This is a genomic window from Sphingomonas lacusdianchii (assembly GCF_022664395.1).
Lineage (GTDB): Bacteria > Pseudomonadota > Alphaproteobacteria > Sphingomonadales > Sphingomonadaceae > Sphingomonas > Sphingomonas lacusdianchii.
Genome location: NZ_JAKRET010000005.1, coordinates 49,204 through 66,752 on the forward strand (window position 1 = coordinate 49,204; position 17,549 = coordinate 66,752).

The following is a 17,549-nucleotide window of genomic DNA, read 5'->3' on the forward strand; positions in this document are numbered from 1 at the left end:
CGATACAGGCCGTGAGGCGGGGTCGAAAGATGAACGTCGCAATTGCGCGCTTGGTTTCCCGGTCGATACGATAATGTTACGGATTGGTCGGTGGCGCTCGGTTGATTGGCGCGGCAGCCTCGCCTATGTGCCGCGCTTCGAACTCGCACTCCTTTCTTTCGGAAATGTTCCCCGACCATGTTCACCTTCCTGCTCGTCGTCCATGCGATCATCGCCGCGCTGCTCGTGACGGTGATCCTCATGCAGAAGTCGGAAGGCGGCGGGCTGACCACCGGCGGTAGCCCGTCGGGGCTGATGTCGGCGCGGGGAGCGGCTGATTTCCTGACGCGGGCGACCGCGATCCTCGCCGGGCTGTTCATCGCGATGAGCATCGCGCTGGCGGTGATCGCGGCGAATCGGGGGGCGAACTCGATCGATACCTCGCTGGCGCGGCCGACGACTCCGCCGCCCGCCGCCAGCGGGCCGGTCAATCCGGCCGCCGATCCGATCGGCAATCTGACGGGTGCCGATAACGGCGCGGTCCCGCTGGCCCGCTAAACCCACTTTCATCAACCGGTCCGTCGTATTTCGCGGGCGTGGGAGCAATCCCGCGCTTGGCGGCGATGGCGTTCGACGCTAGGCGATATCTCCCATGGCGCGGTATATCTTCATCACCGGCGGCGTGGTCTCGTCGCTCGGCAAGGGCCTCATGGCCGCCTCTCTCGCAGCACTCTTGCAGGCGCGCGGCTACAAGGTCCGCATCCGCAAGTTCGATCCCTATCTGAACGTCGATCCGGGCACGATGTCGCCCTATCAGCATGGCGAAGTCTATGTGACCGACGACGGGGCGGAGACCGACCTCGATCTCGGCCATTATGAACGCTTCACCGGCGTCGCGGCGCACCAGTCGGACAACGTAACGTCCGGGCGCATCTACCAGACGATCATCCAGCGCGAACGGCGCGGCGATTATCTGGGCGCGACGGTGCAGGTCGTCCCCCACGTCACCGACGCGATCAAGGCGTTCGCGCAGGCCGATACCGTCGATGACGACGGGCAGGACCTCGATTTCGTCCTGTGCGAGATCGGCGGCACGGTCGGCGACATCGAATCGCTGCCGTTCATCGAGGCGATCCGTCAGCTCAAGAACGAACTGGGCCGGGGCCGCTCGATCAGCATCCACGTCACGTTGGTGCCGTACATCGCGGCGGCGGGCGAGCTGAAGACCAAGCCGACCCAGCATTCGGTCCGTGAACTGGCGGCGTTGGGCGTGCAGCCCGACGTGCTGGTCTGCCGCTGCGAAAAGCCGCTGCCGGCAAGCGAGCGCGCCAAGATCGCACTGTTCTGCAACGTGCCGGCGGGCGCGGTCATCCCCGCGCTTGACGCGCCGAGCATCTACGCGGTGCCCGAACAATATCATGCCGAAGGACTGGACGCCGAAGTGCTCCGCGCCTTCGGTATCGAACCGGAAGGCAATCCGGACCTGTCGCGCTGGAGCGACATCATGGACCGGCTGCAGAATCCCGAAGGCGAGGTCACGATCGGCGTGGTCGGCAAATATGTCGGGCTGCAGGACGCGTACAAGTCGCTCAACGAGGCGCTGGTCCATGGCGGCATCGCCAACCGGGTGAAGGTCAATATCCGCTGGATCGATGCGGAACTGTTCGAGGGCGATCACGACCTGGTCGCCGCCGAGCTGGAGCCGTGCCACGCGATCCTCGTCCCCGGCGCATTCGGCGAGCGCGGTGCCGAGGGCAAGATCGCCAGCGTCCGCTTCGCGCGGGAACGCAAGGTGCCCTATTTCGGCATCTGCTTCGGGATGCAGATGGCGTGTATCGAGGGCGTGCGCACGACCGGCGGCATTCCGGATGCGTCGTCGACCGAATTCGGTCCGACCGAGCAACCGGTGGTCGGCATGATCACCGAATGGATGAGCCCCGAGGGCATCCAGAAGCGCGAATCGGACGGCGATCTGGGCGGCACGATGCGGCTGGGCGCCTATGAGGCGACGCTGACCGGCAATTCGGTGGTAGCGTCGATCTATGGCGGCACGACGATCAGCGAGCGGCATCGCCATCGCTACGAGGTCAATACCGGCTATCGCGACCTGCTCGAATCGGGTGGGCTGGTCTTTTCGGGCATGTCGCCTGACGGGATGCTCCCCGAAATCGTCGAGCGGCCCGACCATCCGTGGTTCGTCGGCGTGCAGTTCCACCCGGAACTCAAGTCCAAGCCGTTCGACCCGCACCCGCTGTTCGCGAGCTTTATCGCCGCGGCGGTGAAGCAGTCGCGGTTGGTCTGAGGCGCACAGGGTAGCCCCACCAATTACGTCATCCCAGGGCGACCCCGGGGTCCCGCTTCAATTCGAGACCTTCGCCTGGATCGTACCCCGGCGAAGGCCGGGGCCCAGTTGGGGGACTTCGGTGATCGGCGGAGGAACCTTCCCAACTGGACCCCGGCCTTCGCCGGGGTACGGCTCTTGTTCGGCTACGCTCGGGACTGTTGCATAAGTCGCGAAAGAGCTGGCGGAGATGTCGCATCGCTCGGCCACCGATCCGAAGAATCGGAACGGGCGCCCGAACCCATCCGGTTCGGGCGCCCGCCCACGGCGCGCAAGGGAGCAGCGCGCCGTAGTTTAGGCAGCGTGTGCCGGATCGTCGGTCTTGGTCGCGTCGTTCGCGATGACCGGCTGTTCGGTCGTGCCGCCGATCGCAATCCGGCGCGGCTTCATGGCGTCGGGGACCTCGCGACGCAGGTCGATGGTCAGCAGGCCATCGGCAAGGTCGGCGTGTTCGACGACGATGAAATCGGCCAGTTCGAACCGGCGTTCGAAGCTGCGGTTGGCGATGCCCAGATGCAGGACCGCGCTCTTCTGTGCGTCGGTCTGGTCGGCCTTACGGCCCGAGACGACGAGCAGGTTCTGCTGGGCGGTGATGTCCACCTCTTCGCGCTTGAACCCGGCAATCGCGAGCGTGATGCGGTAGCGATCCTCGGCGAGGCGTTCGAGATTGAAGGGCGGATAATTTTCGCCCGTGGTCGCGCGCGCGTTGTTTTCGAGCATGTCGAACAGACGGTCGAAACCGATGGTCGAGCGGCGATACGGGGTGAAGTCGAAGCTACGCATGTCAAATCCTCCAGATGAAGCGAGTTGAACCGAGCGGCATCCACAAAGCGATGCCGGTTCGTGAACGGCCCAAAGGCACCGTTCGCGAACCGATATGGTTCGAAGGTGAAGGGCTTCAAGCGGATCTTCGGCGAATTTTTTGCGGCGCTCCGCGACCGATTGCTCGGAACAAGGGCGATTGATAGTCAGGGACTGCAACGCATCTTCGTCATTCCCGCGCAGGCGGGAATCCATAGCCGCTATCGCCTCCGACGGATCGGCGGCCTTGGCCCATATGGACTCCCGCCTGCGCGGGAATGACGATGGGGTGTGCGTCGGTCAAAGCCCCGTGTGATGGAGTGAATGTTGTCAGGTCGCGGATCGCCCGCTGTCCTACAAGAAGCGACCGCGCCATCATGCGCGATGGTCGGCCGGCACATCGACTTCTAGAGCGGTTTCCGATCAGGTTGGATCACCGGCACGGAGGTGATTTTGGTTCGGGGCGAGGCGCAAGGAGGGAGCGATGCCGAAGCATCGTGACCGACGAAGCAACGCTGCCCCGAGCCGAAATCACCCCGCCGCGTCAGCGGTCGCCCGTAGGGCGATGACGGTGGTTCAAGCTGGTCGGAAACCGCTCTAGCCGCTTCTATCGATCGTATCGGTTGGCCCGACGCACTGCGGCAAGCGTGAACTTTGTGAACTTTGACGCACGGCTGCTGCCAGCAGTGACCACAATAGATAACGATCCAAGTGACTTACAATCAGCCGCGTGATCCGATGCAATGGAGGCCGGATACCCGTCATGGCCTTTCATCCCGGAACCAAAAGGCCCTGAAACGGCAAACGGCCGGACTGTCACCAGCCCGGCCGCCTGCGTGACGATCGTTCGTCAGCCCCCTTGGTTGCCACCGCTTCTACGCCCCTTCCCCCCTTCCAGGGCGGAGCCGGTTGGCCTCCCCGAACCGTGGCCTTGCTTGCCTGCGCTTCGTGGCACTCTCGATACGGAACCGCGCCTATTCTGTCACCGGCTTTGCGGCAGCTTTGCTACGGTTTTGCTAACCATGTGTCGATTCGGCAACAGCATGGATTGAAGTCGGACCCGCGCCTACCTACAGCCCGACCAACGCCCCCGTTCGAGGACACCGACCGCCCTTATGCTGCTATCGCGTTACGAGCGGATGATCGCCCGCCGCTATCTCCTGCCCGGACGGGGCGAGGCGTTCATCGCGCTGGTCGCATCGATCAGCCTCGTCGCGGTGATGCTGGGCGTCGCCGCGCTGGTCATCGTGATGAGCGTGATGAATGGCTTCCGCGCCGAGTTGTTCGACAAGATCGTCGGGCTGAACGGCCATGCACTGATCCAGGGGTATAATAATCAGCTGCCCGACTGGCGTCGTATCGCGGCGGAGGCACGGCGGACGCCGGGCGTTACCAGCGCGACGCCGCTGATCGAACAGCCGCTGTTCGCGACCTATAACGGCCGGTCCGAATTCATCCTGATGCGCGGCATGCGGATCGAGGATATCCGCGACAACCCGACGATCCGCGACAATGTCAAACAGGGGTCGCTGAACGCGGTGACGCCGGGCAGCGGCAATGTCGTGATCGGCAGCAGGCTGGCGATGGCGCTGGGCGTGACCGTCGGCAGCGAGATCACGATCATCAGCCCGCAGGGGCCGACGACCCCGTTCGGCACGATGATTCGGCAGGTGCCCTATCGCATCGCGGCGATCGTCGAGGTCGGGGTATATGATTACGACAAGGCGTTCGTCATCATGCCGATCGAGGATGCGCAGCAATTGCTGCTGACCGGCGATTCGGTCGGATCGATCGAACTGGAGACGTCCGACCCCGACGATGTCGGCCGCATCCTGGCGCCGTTGCGCGAGAAATATGTCGCCAGCGCCCAGATCACCGATTGGCGACAGCTCAATTCCGAACTGTTCCAGGCGCTGTCGGTCGACCGGATCGTCACCTTCACCGTGCTGTCGATCATCATCCTGATCGCGGTGTTCAACATCCTGTCGTCGCTGATCATGCTGGTCCGCGCCAAGACGCGCGACATCGCGATTCTGCGGACGATGGGGGCGACGCGCGGCGGGCTGCTGCGCATCTTCATGACGGTCGGCACGACAATCGGCGCGCTGGGCGTGGGGGCGGGGCTGATCCTTGGCTTCGTGTTCCTGACCTTCCGGCAGAAGGTGGTCGAGGGCATCGGCGCGGTGACCGGCATCGATATCTGGGACCCGACGATGCGCTATCTCACCGAATTGCCGTCGAAGGTCGATCCGGTCGAGGTGGTGACGATCGCGCTGGTCGCCTTGCTCTTCTCGTTCCTCGCCACGCTGTATCCGGCGTTCAAGGCGGCCAATACCGATCCCGTGCAGGTGCTGCGTTATGACTGAACCGGTCCTCCAGACCCGCGCATTGCAGCGGAGCTTTACGCAAGGCGCGGTGACGATCGACGTGCTGCGCGGGGTCGACCTGACCATCGCGCCGGGCGAGATCGTCGCGCTGCTGGGACCTTCGGGGTCGGGCAAGTCGACGCTGTTGCAGGCGGTCGGCCTGCTCGAAGGCGGCTTCGAGGGCGAGATTCTGGTCTGTGGCGAACAGGTCGCGAAGGCTGGTGCCAATCGCCGGACCGAGGTGCGGCGCGACCGGATGGGGTTCATCTATCAGTTCCACCACCTGCTGCCCGATTTCAACGCGCTGGAGAATGTCGTGCTGCCGCAACTGGTACGTGGCGGCACGCGGGCGGAGGCGAATGCGCGGGCCGAGGAATTGCTGACCGCGCTTGGATTGGGCAAGCGGCTCGACCATCGGCCGAGCCAGTTATCGGGCGGCGAGCAGCAGCGGGTGGCGGTGGCGCGCGCGCTGGCCAATCGCCCCGCACTGGTGCTCGCCGACGAACCGACCGGCAATCTGGACGAGGCGACGGCCGATGTGGTGTTCGCCGAATTCGTCCGGCTGGTGCGCGGGCAGGGGTCGGCGGCGCTGGTCGCGACGCATAACGAGCGGCTGGCCAACCGCATGGACCGGGTGGTCCGCCTGCACGACGGGGTGCTCGCATGAGCGACCTGTACGATCTGCCGGTGCGGACTGCCGACGGTGCCGAGACGACGCTGGCCGATTATCGCGGCACGGTCCTCCTGATCGTCAACGTCGCGTCCAAATGTGGTTTCACGCCGCAATATGCCGGGCTGGAAGCGCTGCGCCGCAGGTTCGGCGCGCAGGGCTTCGCAGTGCTCGGCTTCCCCTGCAACCAGTTCGGCGGGCAGGAGCCGGGCGACGCGGCGGAAATCGCGCAATTCTGTTCGCTGACCTATGACGTCAGCTTTCCCGTCTTCGCCAAGGTCGATGTGAATGGCGCAGCGGCCGCGCCGCTGTTCCGGGCATTGAAGAAGGCCGCGCCGGGTGTGCTGGGCAGCGAGGGGGTGAAATGGAACTTCACCAAATTCCTGGTCGGGCGCGACGGGCGGGTGCAGCGGTTCGCGCCGACCACAAAGCCTGAGGACCTTGAAGGGGCGATCGTCGCGGCGTTGGGGTAAGTTCGTCGTTCGCGACACCCGCTCCACAACGTCACTCCGGATCGAGTCCGGGATGACGCAGGGGCATTTGTAACCGCGCGCCCACTGGTCGAATCACGGTCGGATGGTTAGGTCCATCGGATGGCGCATTCCGGGTTCGTACCGCTTCGTATCTTCTCCTCCTTCACCATGCTGGAAGGGGCGATCGATCCGAAGGCGATTGCCAAGGTCGCGCGCAAACTGGGCTTTCCTGCTGCCGGCCTGTCCGACCGCAACGGGCTATATGCGGCGATGGCGTTCTCCGACGCGTGCAAGGATCAGGGCGTACAGCCGGTGGTCGGCACGTTGCTGGCCGTCGCGCGCCCGGGCGGGGCGGATGGTGTTGAGCCGGAGATCGACTGGCTGCCGCTCTATGCGCAGAATCCGCGCGGCTACGACAATCTATGTGCGTTGGTGTCGATGGCGCATCTCGACCGGCCGGTCGAAATTCCGGCGCACGTGCCGATCGATGCCCTGATCGGGCGCAGCGAAGGGCTGGTCGCGTTGACCGGAGCGGGCGACGGCGCGCTGGCGCGGCTGTTCGCTGCGGGGCGCGACGATGAGGCGGCGGCCTATGCCGACCGGTTGCAGGCGCTGTTCGGCGACCGGCTCTATGTCGAGATCGCTCGGCGCGACGATGCGATCGAGGCCAAGGCGGAACCGCACTTGCTCGACCTCGCTTATGCCCGCGACCTGCCACTGGTCGCGACCAATCCGTGCTGTTTTGCCGATGCCGACTTCCACGACGCCCACGACGCCATGCTGTGCATCGCGTCGTCCAGCTATGTTGCCAGCGAGGATCGCCAGCGTTCGTCGCCACAGGCATGGCTGAAACCCGCGCCGGTGATGCAGGAGATGTTCGCCGACCTGCCCGAAGCGCTGGCCAACACATTGGTCGTCGCGCAGCGCTGCGCGGTGGCCGCCCCGAAGCGCAAGCCGATCCTGCCGAGCCTTGCCGGCGATCGCGAGGGTGAGGCGCTGAAGCTGCGCGTCGATTCGCGCGCGGGCCTGGTCGATCGGCTGCGCAAGATCGTCGCGCTTGAAGCGGGCATGGTGACTGCCGAGGTCGCGGTGGAGGCACCCGCGCCATGGGAAGATGCGCCGGCGCCCGCCGTGACCGGCAAGGTGCCGGAATTGTCCGAGGACGAACTGGTCGCGCGGTTCCCCGACTATTTCCAACGGCTCGATTTCGAACTCGACGTCATCTGCCAGATGGGGTTTCCGGGCTATTTCCTGATCGTCGCCGACTTCATCAAATGGGCGAAGGATCACGATATTCCGGTCGGGCCGGGCCGTGGTTCGGGTGCAGGCTCGGCGGTCGCGTGGGCGCTGACCATCACCGATCTCGACCCGATCAAGCTGGGGCTGCTGTTCGAACGCTTCCTGAACCCCGAACGTGTGTCGATGCCCGACTTCGACATCGACTTCTGCGAAACCCGGCGTGGCGAGGTCATCCGCTACGTCCAGCAGAAATATGGCCGCGATCAGGTGGCGCAGATCATCACCTTCGGTAAGCTGAAGGCCCGCGCGGTGCTCAAGGACACCGGCCGCGTGTTGCAGATGAGCTATGGTCAGGTCGATCGCCTCGCCAAGCTGGTCCCGAACCATCCGACCGATCCATGGACGCTCGACCGCGCGATCAACGGCGTCTCGGAGCTGAACCAGCAGTACGAGCGCGAGGAGGATGTCCGGCGGCTGCTCGACCTTGCCATGAAGCTGGAGGGGTTGCCGCGGCATAGTTCGACCCACGCGGCGGGCGTGGTGATCGGCGACCGGCCGTTGGCGCAACTGGTACCGCTGTACCGCGATCCGCGATCGGACATGCCGGTGACGCAGTTCGACATGAAATATGTCGAGGGCGCGGGCCTGGTGAAGTTCGACTTTCTGGGCTTGAAAACGCTCTCGGTCCTCAAATTCGCGGTCGAATTGTTGGCGCGGCGCGGGATTGTCGTCGATCTCGACAGTCTGCTCTGGGATGACGAAGCGACCTACGAACTCCTCAAGCGCGGCGATACGGTCGGCGTGTTCCAGCTCGAATCGGAAGGGATGCGGCGAACGCTGACCGCGGTACGCCCGAGTAATTTCGGCGACATCATCGCGCTCGTCTCGCTGTACCGGCCGGGGCCGATGGACAACATCCCCTCGTTCGGCGCGCGCAAGGCGGGGCGCGAGGAGTTGATCTACCCGCACGACCTGCTCGAACCGATCTTGAAGGAGACCTACGGGATCTTCGTCTATCAGGAACAGGTGATGCAGGCCGCACAGATCCTGGCCGGCTATTCGCTCGGCGGCGCCGACATGCTGCGCCGCGCGATGGGCAAGAAGGTCAAGGCGGAGATGGACGCGCAGCGCTCGATCTTCGTCAAAGGCTGTGCCGAAGTGAACGGCATCCCGGCGGCAAAGGCCAATGAGCTGTTCGACTTGATCGACAAGTTCGCAGGCTATGGCTTCAACAAGAGCCACGCCGCCGCCTATGCGTTGCTGGCGTATCAGACGGCATGGCTGAAGGCGCATCATCCGCACGAATTTTATGCGGCATCGATGGCGTTCGATTATGCGCAGACGGACAAGCTGGCGATCTTTGTCGATGATATGAAACGGCTGCGGATCGACTGCCTGCCGCCGTGCATCAACGCCAGTGACGCGACCTTCGGCGTGGAAGAGACCGAAGGCGGCCTTGCGGTGCGCTATGCGCTGTCGGCGCTGAAGGGCGTCGGCGAGCGCGCGATGGAATTGATGGTCGAGGAACGCGGGGCCAAGGGACCGTATAAGTCGCTCGACGATTTCGCGACGCGGGTCGATCCGAAGCTGTTGAACAAGCGCCAGATCGAAACGCTGGCGGCGGCGGGCGCGTTCGACTGTATCGCACTCGACCGTGCCGGGGTCCATGCGCTCGCCGACACGCTGATGGCGACGGCGCAGCGGACCGAAGCGAACCGGTCGAGCGGGCAGGGCGGGTTGTTCGGTGAGGCGAGTGGCGCGGTCGAGGCGGCGATCCGGATGCCCGACGTGCATTGGTCGCTGACCCAGGCGATCGCGGCGGAAAAGGACGCGTTCGGCTTCTATTTCTCGGCCCACCCGCTCGATCGCTACGCGCATCTCGCCAGTGCCCATGGTGCGCGCAAGATCGCCGATCTCGCCGATACCCATGTGCCCGAGGGCGGGCGAGTCGGCGCGACGGTGGCGGCGTTGGTCGAGGATGCACGCTGGCGTACCTCCGCGCGGGGCAAGCGCTACATGATGGCGACGCTGTCCGACGCGACCGGACAGGTGCCGGTGACGTGTTTCGACGAGGGGCCGGCGAACGATCTGGAAGCGGCGGGCAAGGTCGGCGGGTGCGGACTGTTCACGCTCGAACTCGATCGCCGCGCGGGCGACGAGAGTGCGCGGGCGACCGTCAAGGCGTTGAAGCCGTTCGATATGATCGCGCGCGACGTGCGGCTGCGGCTGGACCTGACCATCGACGATGCTGCCGCCTATCCGGCGCTGGCGGGATTGATGATGGTCGAGCGTGGCGGGCGTGGCGAAATCTGGGTATCGGTACCCGCCATCGACGGAATCGAAGCTCGGGTATGCCTGGGTCGCGATTTTCGGATTGATGGCGAGCTTGCCGAACGGGTCGGCAGGCTGCAAGGTGTCGCCCAAGCGGCGTTCGATACGGTGAAGCCACCGATCGCCGCCGTCGGATAGGGGCGGTACAGCCCCGTTCGCGAAGGAGAGTGCGCGTGCTGGGCGGAATGCAGGATTTCGAACTTCGAGTACCCCGCTTGCTCGATCATGCCGAACGCGAGCATGGCGGGCGCGAGATCGTCACCCGCTGGGCGAACGGCAGCGAGACGCGGACCAACTGGGCGGGCATTGCCCGCGACGCGCGGCGGCTGGCGCAGGCGCTGGAACGGCTCGGCATCCAGCCGGGCGACCGGGTGGCGACGATGGCGATGAACCATGCCCACCACCTGATCGCGTGGTATGGGGTGATCGGGATGGGCGGGATCGTTCATACGATCAATCCGCGGCTGTTCGACGACCAGCTTGCCTATATCGCCGACCATGCCGGCGACCGGGTGCTGCTCTACGATGCGGTGTTTGCGCCCATTGTCGCGCGGATGAGACCGCGCCTGTCGGGCATCGAACATTTCATCGTGATGGACGGTGACGGGCCGGACGGCTTTGCCGCGCTGATCGCACCCGAAACCGGCGACTATGCGTGGGTCGAGGGCGACGAGCGCGACCACTGCATGATCTGCTATACCAGCGGCACGACCGGTGACCCGAAGGGCGTGATCTATTCGCACCGATCGAACGTGCTGCATGCCATTGCCGAGTTGCAGCCCGACGAATTCGACCTGTCGCAGCGCGCGGTGTGCCTGCCGGTGGTGCCGATGTTCCATGCCGTCGGCTGGGGACTGCCCTTCGCCGCGCCGGCGGTGGGGGCGAAGATCGTGTTCTCGGCGGTCAACGAACCGGCGGTGCTGTGCGACCTGATGAACCGCGAACGGGTGACGCATTCGGCGGGGGTCCCGACCGTGTGGTTCGCGATGTTCCAGTATATGGACGCCACCGGCCACAGTCCCGAGCATCTGAAGGTCGTGACGATCGGCGGATCGGCTGCTCCACGCGCGATGATCGAGCGGATCATGCGGATGGGCGTGCGGGTCAACCACGCCTGGGGTATGACCGAGACGTCGCCGATCGGGACGATGGGCGCGCCGGGGGCGGACTGGGACGATCTGAGCTTCGATCAGCGCGTCGATCAGGTGTGCCGACAGGGCAAGGTGCCGTTCGGCGTCGAACTGCGCACCGTCGACGAGGATGGCGCGATCCTGCCGCGTGATGGCGCGACGTCGGGCCGGTTGCAGGTGCGCGGGCCATGGGTCCTCAAACGCTATTTCCGCGACGAAGCCGGGGACGCGCTGACGCCGGACGGCTGGTTCGACACCGGCGACGTGGCGATGCTGCATCCCGACGGGACGATGCAGATTACCGACCGGGCGAAGGACGTCATCAAATCGGGCGGCGAATGGATCAGTTCGGTCGATCTGGAGAACGCCGCGGTCGGGTGCCCCGGTGTGGCGGAGGCGGCGGCGATCGGCGTACCCCATCCGCGCTGGGACGAACGGCCGGTGCTGCTGGTGGTCAAGCGGCCGGGGGCGGAGGTGACGGCGGAAGGCGTGCTGGCGCATCTGGCGACGAAGGTCGCGAAATGGTGGCTGCCCGACCGGGTGATCTTCGTCGACGCCCTGCCGCACAGCGCGACGGGCAAGTTGAAGAAGGCGGCGTTGCGCGAGGCGTATCAAGGGGTGTTGGGATAAGGGACCGGCCTGTTCACGGGTTCGCCCAGACACATGGATGTCGTTGCCCGACGGATCGCCCCTACACCACCGGCTCCGCGAACAGCCCGGTCATGACCGTCGACGCATAGAAGCCCACCGCCCGTTCGCGCGGCATGGTCGCGGCCCAGCCCCGCATGTCGAAGGCCGCGTTCTGCAATGCCATCAGCGCCTGCGCCGCGATCAATGGATCGACAGGGCGCAGCGAGCCTTCGGCGATGCCGTCGCTGATCGTTCCGGCAAAGCGGCGGGCGATGCGGTTCGAGCGGTCGACCATCGCCTGTCGCACCGTCGTCGGCAGGCCGGACAGGGCGGTTGTGCGCAATAGCGGCCCCTGTTCGGTGAACTGCGCATCGATCAGCATCGCCAGCGTGCTCGACAGACGCTGCCAATGGCTGCCGCCGTCGCGATCGGCGGCACGCTGTGCGGCGCCGATCGTGTCGAAACTGCGGCGGTAACAGGCGATGACCAGATCGTCCTTGGCATCGAGATGGTGGTAGAACGACCCCTTGGTCACGTTCAGTTCGGAGGCGATCCGCTGGACCGAGGCACCGCGATAGCCGAGTTCGTTGATGAGTCGGGTGGCGGCGCGAAGGAAGGCGTCGCGCGCCGGTTCGGCATCGGCCTGCTCGGGCGCGAGCGGACGCGGGGTCCAGCGCTGGCCGGGGCCGGCGAGGCCGTGGCGGAACACGTCCATCAACCGCGCCTCGACCCGGTCATATTGGTCGGGTTCGTAGCGTTCGAGCCAGACGGTCAGCCAGAAACAGTTTTCGAGCAGGACATGCGCACGGGCACCCTGGATATCCTTTGCAATGCGGTCGCGCGGTTCGCCCCATAAGGTCCGCGTCTTGCGAAAGACGTCGCGCCAGCCGGACAATAGCCGCGCCTTGAACGGGTCCTCCATCGCCCGCAGGTCGGACAGCATCGCGACCGGGCGTTCCTCGCCGGCTTCGATCCGGCGCTGGCGATCGAAATGGATCGACAGGAACCTCGCGACGCGCGCCTCGGGCGTGGGTTCGAGCAGGGCTTCGTCGAGCGACGCCTGCAGCCAAGCGAGCGTGTGATCGAAGGCGGCGGCGGCAAGGTCTTCCTTGCGCTTGAAATAATAGGTGACGCTGGTGGTGTTCAGCCCGACCCGGCGGGCGACATCGGCGAAGGTCATCCCCTTCGCACTGGCTTCGTTGATCGCCTCCGCCGCCGCCGCGAGAATGGCGTCGCGTTTGGCACGATAGCGTTTGGTGGCCCCGTCGGTCGTCGTCATGCATGCGACCCTAGCAGATCGGGTGTGGAGCCCAAGTCCATTTTCTTACCGATACGCGACGTCATCGGCGCTTTACCGAATATGCGGTATGGCATAGACCGGCAAAAACAGGTTGCAGCGGGAGACGGATTTTGGACTTTTCGCTAAGCGAACGCGAAACCCATTGGCGCGACCGTGTCGCGGCGTTCCTTGCCGAGCATGTCGCGCCCGCTGACCATGGTTATCATCGCGAAGTCGCAAGCGGGGATCGCTGGGCGCCGGTTGAGATGCTGGAGCCGCTGAAGGAGCGGGCGCGGGCGGCAGGGCTGTGGAACCTGTTCATGCCGCCGCATTCGGGCGCGCCAATGGTCGACGAGACCTTTGCGTTCGAAGGGACCCAGTTGTCGAACCTCGAATACGCGCTGTGTGCCGAGGCGATGGGGCGGTGGCATTGGGCGAGCGAGGTGTTCAACTGCTCGGCCCCCGACACCGGCAATATGGAAGTGCTGCACCGCTATGGCACGCGGGCGCAAAAGGAGGCGTGGCTGCGGCCGTTGATGGAGGGCATGATCCGCTCCGCCTTCCTGATGACCGAGCCGGCAGTGGCATCGTCGGACGCAACCAATATCGAGACCCGGATTGTCCGCGACGGCGACGACTATGTGATCGACGGACGCAAATGGTGGTCGTCGGGGACCGGTGATCCGCGCTGCAAGGTCGCGATCGTGATGGGCAAGACCGACCTCGATGCGCCGCGCCATCGGCAGCAGAGCATGATCCTGGTGCCGATGGATACGCCCGGCGTGCGGATCGAGCGGATGCTGCCGGTCTATGGCTATGATCACGCTCCGCATGGTCATGGCGAGGTGGTGCTGGACAAGGTCCGGGTACCGGCCAGCAACCTGCTGCTGGGCGAGGGGCGCGGGTTCGAGATCGCGCAGGGTCGGCTGGGTCCAGGGCGCATCCACCATTGCATGCGGACGATCGGGGTGGCCGAAATGGCGCTGGAGGCGATGGCGAAGCGGTTGCAATCGCGCGTCGCATTCGGGAAGCGGATCGCCGATCATTCGATCTGGGAACAGCGGGTGGCGCGGGCGCGGATCGACATCGAGATGACGCGGCTGCTGTGCCTGAAGGCCGCCGACATGATGGACCGTGCGGGGAACAAGGCCGCGCAGGGCGAAATCGCGATGATCAAGGTGCAGGCGCCGACCATGGCGCTGGCGATCCTCGACGACGCGATCCAGGCGCATGGCGGGGGCGGGGTGTCGGACGACTTCCCGTTGGCGGCGGCGTGGGCGGGGGTCCGCACGCTGCGCTTTGCCGACGGGCCGGATGAAGTCCATAACCGCGCGATCGCGCGGGCGGAGTTTGCGCGAGTGTCCGGTGGGCAGTGAGGTGGACCTCGATCTCGACCGTCTGACGACATGGTTGGGGGAGCGGCCGGTCGCGGTGACACGCTATCCGGGCGGGCAGAGCAATCCGACCTATCGGGTCGATTTGCCGACCTGTTCCTATGTGCTGCGGCGAAAGCCGTTCGGGGTGCTGCTGCCGAGCGCCCATGCGATCGAACGCGAATATCGGCTGATCGCGGCGCTGCATCCGACCGGCTATCCGGTGCCGCGGCCGGTCGGGCTGTGCGAGGATGCGGCGGTGATCGGCGCGCCCTTCTACCTGATGGAGCGGGTTGCGGGGCGGACGATCTGGAACGGGGCGATGCCCGACCTGTCCCCCGATGCGCGGCGTGCGCATTACGAGGCGATGGTCGATGCGCTGGCGGCGCTGCACGCGATCGATCCGGTGGCGGTCGGCCTGGGCGACTATGGCAAGCCGGGCAATTATTTCGAGCGACAGGTGGCGCGCTGGACCCGGCAATATCGCGCCAGCCAGACCGACGATCTGGCGGATGTCGAGCGGCTGATCGAGTGGCTGCCGCGCACGGTACCGACGCAGGATCGGGTGGCGATCGTCCATGGCGACTACCGGATCGACAATCTGATCTTTGCCGAGGACGGGGCGCAGGTGGCGGCGGTGCTCGACTGGGAACTGTCGACGCTGGGCGATCCGCTGGCCGATTTCACCTATCTGCTGATGAACTGGATGACGCCCGCCGATGGCCGGTCGGGCATTGCGGGTTTGAGCGGCGGCGATAGCGGCATTCCGACGATGGATGCGGTCGTGGCGCGATATTGCACGGCGACCGGACGCGACGGCGTGCCGGGGCTCGACTGGTATTTTGCGTACAATCTCTTCCGCCTGACCGGGATCGTACAGGGGATCAAGCAGCGGGTGCGCGACGGCAACGCGTCGAGCGCGCAGGCGGCAAGGATGGCGGAGCGGGTGCCCGAATTGGCTGCGGCGGCGTGGCGCTTTGCGGAACAGGTGGGGGCGTGATGCGGTTTGCGGGAAAGTCGGTGCTGGTCACCGGCGCGGGATCCGGCATCGGGCGGGCCTGCGCACTGGCTTTCGCGCGCGAAGGTGCCAGGGTGGTCTGCGGCGATCGGGATGGGGCGGACGCGACCGTCGCGCTGATCGAGGCGGCGGGCGGTAGCGCGGTCGCCTGTTCGATGGATGCCGGGGCGGATGCGGATGTCGCGCGGGCGGTGGCGCTGGCGGTCGACCGGTTCGGCGGAATCGATGTCGTCCATGCCAATGCCGGAATTTCGGGTGGTCTGGCCGGGCTGTTCGAGCAGAGCGCCGAGGACTGGGCGGAAATCCTGCGGGTCAATCTGATCGGCCCGTTCCTTGCCATTCGCCATGCCGCGCCAGTGATGGCGGCGGCGGGCGGCGGCGCGATCGTCTGTACCGCGAGCGTCGCCGGACTGCGATCGGGCGCGGGCGGGGCGGCCTATTCCGCGTCGAAGGCCGGGGTCATCAATCTGGTCCAGACCGCTGCACAGCAATTGTCGGGATCGGGCGTTCGGGTGAATGCGGTATGCCCCGGGCTGATCGAGACGGGCATGACGGCCATGGTTTACGACCACGCCCGCCAGTCGGGGAAGGAAGCGCGGATCGGCCGCCTCAACCCGCTGCGGCGCGGTGGCGAGGCGGAGGAGATCGCCCGTGTCGTCCTGTTCCTCGCTTCGGGCGAGGCGAGCTATGTCAACGGGCAGGCATGGGCAGTGGATGGCGGCCTGTCGTCGAGCCACCCGTTCACCCGGCAGGACTATGGGCGTACCGCCGTGTAAGGGTCCGGAACGAATGCGGCTTTCCATGCTTGTCAGCGCGAGGATGAAGGAGCTCCCGCACATGACCGACATGCTGAAACCGCCGGTGCGCTACACCGCCGCACTCGAACAGCCCGCGGCGGACGAGGCGGAGACGGTCGCTGAAATGGAGCAGGCGTTCGACACGATCCTGACGACCACGTCGAAGGATTATGGCAAGGCGGTGCGGGCGGTCCATGCCAAGTCGCATGGCATATTGAAGGCGGAACTAAGCGTTCATGACGACCTGCCGCCCGAGCTGGCGCAGGGGCTGTTCGCCGCGCCGGGCGTGTATCCGGTCTGGATGCGGTTTTCGACCAATCCGGGCGATATCCTCGACGATGCGATCGGTCTGCCGCGCGGGCTTGCGTGGAAGGTGATGGACGTCGATGGCGAACGCCTGCCCGGTGCGGGTGGGCGCACGCAGGATTTCGTGATGGTCAACGCCCCCGCCTTTGCCGCGCCGACGCCCGCGAAGTTCGCCAGCAATCTGAAGCTGCTGGCAAAGACCACAGACAAGGCGGAATGGGCGAAGAAGGCACTGTCCTATGTCCTGCGCGGCGCAGAGGCGGCATTGGAGGCAATCGGGACCGAAAGCACCTTGCTGAAGACGATGGGCGGCTCGAAGAACGTCCATCCGCTCGGCGAGACTTATTTCTCGGCGACCCCGTTCCGGCATGGGTCCTATGTCGCGAAATATCAGGTGGTGCCGGTATCGCCCGATCTAACCGCGCTGACCGATGTGGTCGTGGATACCAACGGGCGACCGAACGCGATCCGCGAAGATCTGCAAGCGTCGGCAGCGAACCTGCGGGGCGAGTGGGAGGTGCGCGTGCAGTTGCTGCGCGATCCCGAGGCGCAACCAATCGAGGATGCCGCGACGCCGTGGCCGGAAGAGGTCAGCCCGTATCTGACGGTGGCGACCCTGCGCTGCGAACCGCAGGATAGCTGGTCGGCGGACAAGGTAGCTACGGTCGACGAAGAGTTGCGGTTCAGCGTGTGGACCGGACTGGCGGCGCATCAGCCGCTGGGCGGGGTGAACCGGGTCCGGAAGCCGGTCTACGACCATTCGGCGCAGTATCGCGAGCGCTTCAACGGCTGTCCGCTGCACGAGCCGGGGTAAGG

Annotated in this window: 14 protein-coding genes; 12 read left to right on the forward strand and 2 right to left on the reverse strand. The window is 65.6% G+C overall.

What is annotated here, in order from left to right:
* Nucleotides 1-177 precede the first annotated feature (177 nt).
* Together secG and pyrG are read left to right on the forward strand one after the other, a co-directional pair.
* Nucleotides 178-537, forward strand: coding sequence for a preprotein translocase subunit SecG (gene secG / locus MF607_RS08325; protein ID WP_242117422.1), 360 nt, complete (start codon nucleotides 178-180; stop codon nucleotides 535-537).
* Nucleotides 538-631: 94 nt separating this feature from the next.
* Nucleotides 632-2,281 (forward strand): CTP synthase, encoded by a 1,650-nt coding sequence (pyrG, locus tag MF607_RS08330; RefSeq protein WP_242117424.1) that lies wholly within the window; start codon nucleotides 632-634, stop codon nucleotides 2,279-2,281.
* Nucleotides 2,282-2,614: 333 nt separating this feature from the next.
* On the opposite strand, the gene MF607_RS08335 is transcribed toward pyrG, so the two are convergent.
* On the reverse strand, nucleotides 2,615-3,103 hold the full coding sequence (locus MF607_RS08335) for an Hsp20 family protein (protein WP_242117426.1): 489 nt from the start codon (nucleotides 3,101-3,103) through the stop codon (nucleotides 2,615-2,617).
* Nucleotides 3,104-3,208: 105 nt separating this feature from the next.
* Here MF607_RS08335 and MF607_RS08340 point away from each other — a divergent pair, with 105 nt between their 5' ends.
* The 6 genes from MF607_RS08340 to MF607_RS08365 all read left to right on the forward strand — a co-directional run bounded on the left by MF607_RS08340 (nucleotide 3,209) and on the right by MF607_RS08365 (nucleotide 11,960).
* Entirely contained in the window at nucleotides 3,209-3,403 is a 195-nt protein-coding gene (locus MF607_RS08340) for a hypothetical protein (RefSeq protein WP_242117428.1), read from the forward strand.
* 833 nt (nucleotides 3,404-4,236) lie between these two features.
* Nucleotides 4,237-5,487, forward strand: coding sequence for a lipoprotein-releasing ABC transporter permease subunit (locus tag MF607_RS08345; protein WP_242117430.1), 1,251 nt, complete (start codon nucleotides 4,237-4,239; stop codon nucleotides 5,485-5,487).
* On the forward strand, nucleotides 5,480-6,154 hold the full coding sequence (locus tag MF607_RS08350; protein WP_242117432.1) for an ABC transporter ATP-binding protein: 675 nt from the start codon (nucleotides 5,480-5,482) through the stop codon (nucleotides 6,152-6,154). The genes MF607_RS08345 and MF607_RS08350 overlap by 8 nt, the downstream gene beginning before the upstream one ends.
* On the forward strand, nucleotides 6,151-6,630 hold the full coding sequence (locus tag MF607_RS08355) for a glutathione peroxidase (RefSeq protein WP_242117435.1): 480 nt from the start codon (nucleotides 6,151-6,153) through the stop codon (nucleotides 6,628-6,630). Before MF607_RS08350 ends, MF607_RS08355 begins: the two co-directional genes overlap by 4 nt.
* A gap of 120 nt (nucleotides 6,631-6,750) precedes the next feature.
* A complete protein-coding gene (gene dnaE, locus MF607_RS08360; protein ID WP_242117436.1) occupies nucleotides 6,751-10,338 on the forward strand; it encodes a DNA polymerase III subunit alpha in 3,588 nt (1,195 codons plus the stop codon).
* Nucleotides 10,339-10,385: 47 nt separating this feature from the next.
* Nucleotides 10,386-11,960 (forward strand): long-chain fatty acid--CoA ligase, encoded by a 1,575-nt coding sequence (locus MF607_RS08365; protein ID WP_242117889.1) that lies wholly within the window; start codon nucleotides 10,386-10,388, stop codon nucleotides 11,958-11,960.
* A 61-nt stretch (nucleotides 11,961-12,021) separates the two neighbouring features.
* Here MF607_RS08365 and MF607_RS08370 read toward each other — a convergent pair whose 3' ends face one another.
* Entirely contained in the window at nucleotides 12,022-13,239 is a 1,218-nt protein-coding gene (locus tag MF607_RS08370; RefSeq protein ID WP_242117439.1) for a TetR/AcrR family transcriptional regulator, read from the reverse strand.
* A gap of 131 nt (nucleotides 13,240-13,370) precedes the next feature.
* Here MF607_RS08370 and MF607_RS08375 point away from each other — a divergent pair, with 131 nt between their 5' ends.
* The 4 genes from MF607_RS08375 to MF607_RS08390 all read left to right on the forward strand — a co-directional run bounded on the left by MF607_RS08375 (nucleotide 13,371) and on the right by MF607_RS08390 (nucleotide 17,547).
* Nucleotides 13,371-14,615 (forward strand): acyl-CoA dehydrogenase family protein, encoded by a 1,245-nt coding sequence (locus tag MF607_RS08375; RefSeq protein ID WP_242117441.1) that lies wholly within the window; start codon nucleotides 13,371-13,373, stop codon nucleotides 14,613-14,615.
* A 1-nt stretch (nucleotide 14,616) separates the two neighbouring features.
* Nucleotides 14,617-15,612 (forward strand): phosphotransferase family protein, encoded by a 996-nt coding sequence (locus MF607_RS08380; protein ID WP_242117443.1) that lies wholly within the window; start codon nucleotides 14,617-14,619, stop codon nucleotides 15,610-15,612.
* The gene (locus tag MF607_RS08385; RefSeq protein ID WP_242117446.1) at nucleotides 15,612-16,406 is read left to right on the forward strand and encodes an SDR family NAD(P)-dependent oxidoreductase; all 795 of its coding nucleotides are present in this window, start codon (nucleotides 15,612-15,614) and stop codon (nucleotides 16,404-16,406) included. Before MF607_RS08380 ends, MF607_RS08385 begins: the two co-directional genes overlap by 1 nt.
* A 61-nt stretch (nucleotides 16,407-16,467) precedes the next feature.
* Nucleotides 16,468-17,547 carry a catalase family protein gene (locus MF607_RS08390; protein ID WP_347340870.1) on the forward strand — a complete coding sequence of 360 codons (1,080 nt, stop codon included), beginning with the start codon at nucleotides 16,468-16,470 and terminating at the stop codon, nucleotides 17,545-17,547.
* Nucleotides 17,548-17,549: the final 2 nt, after the last annotated feature.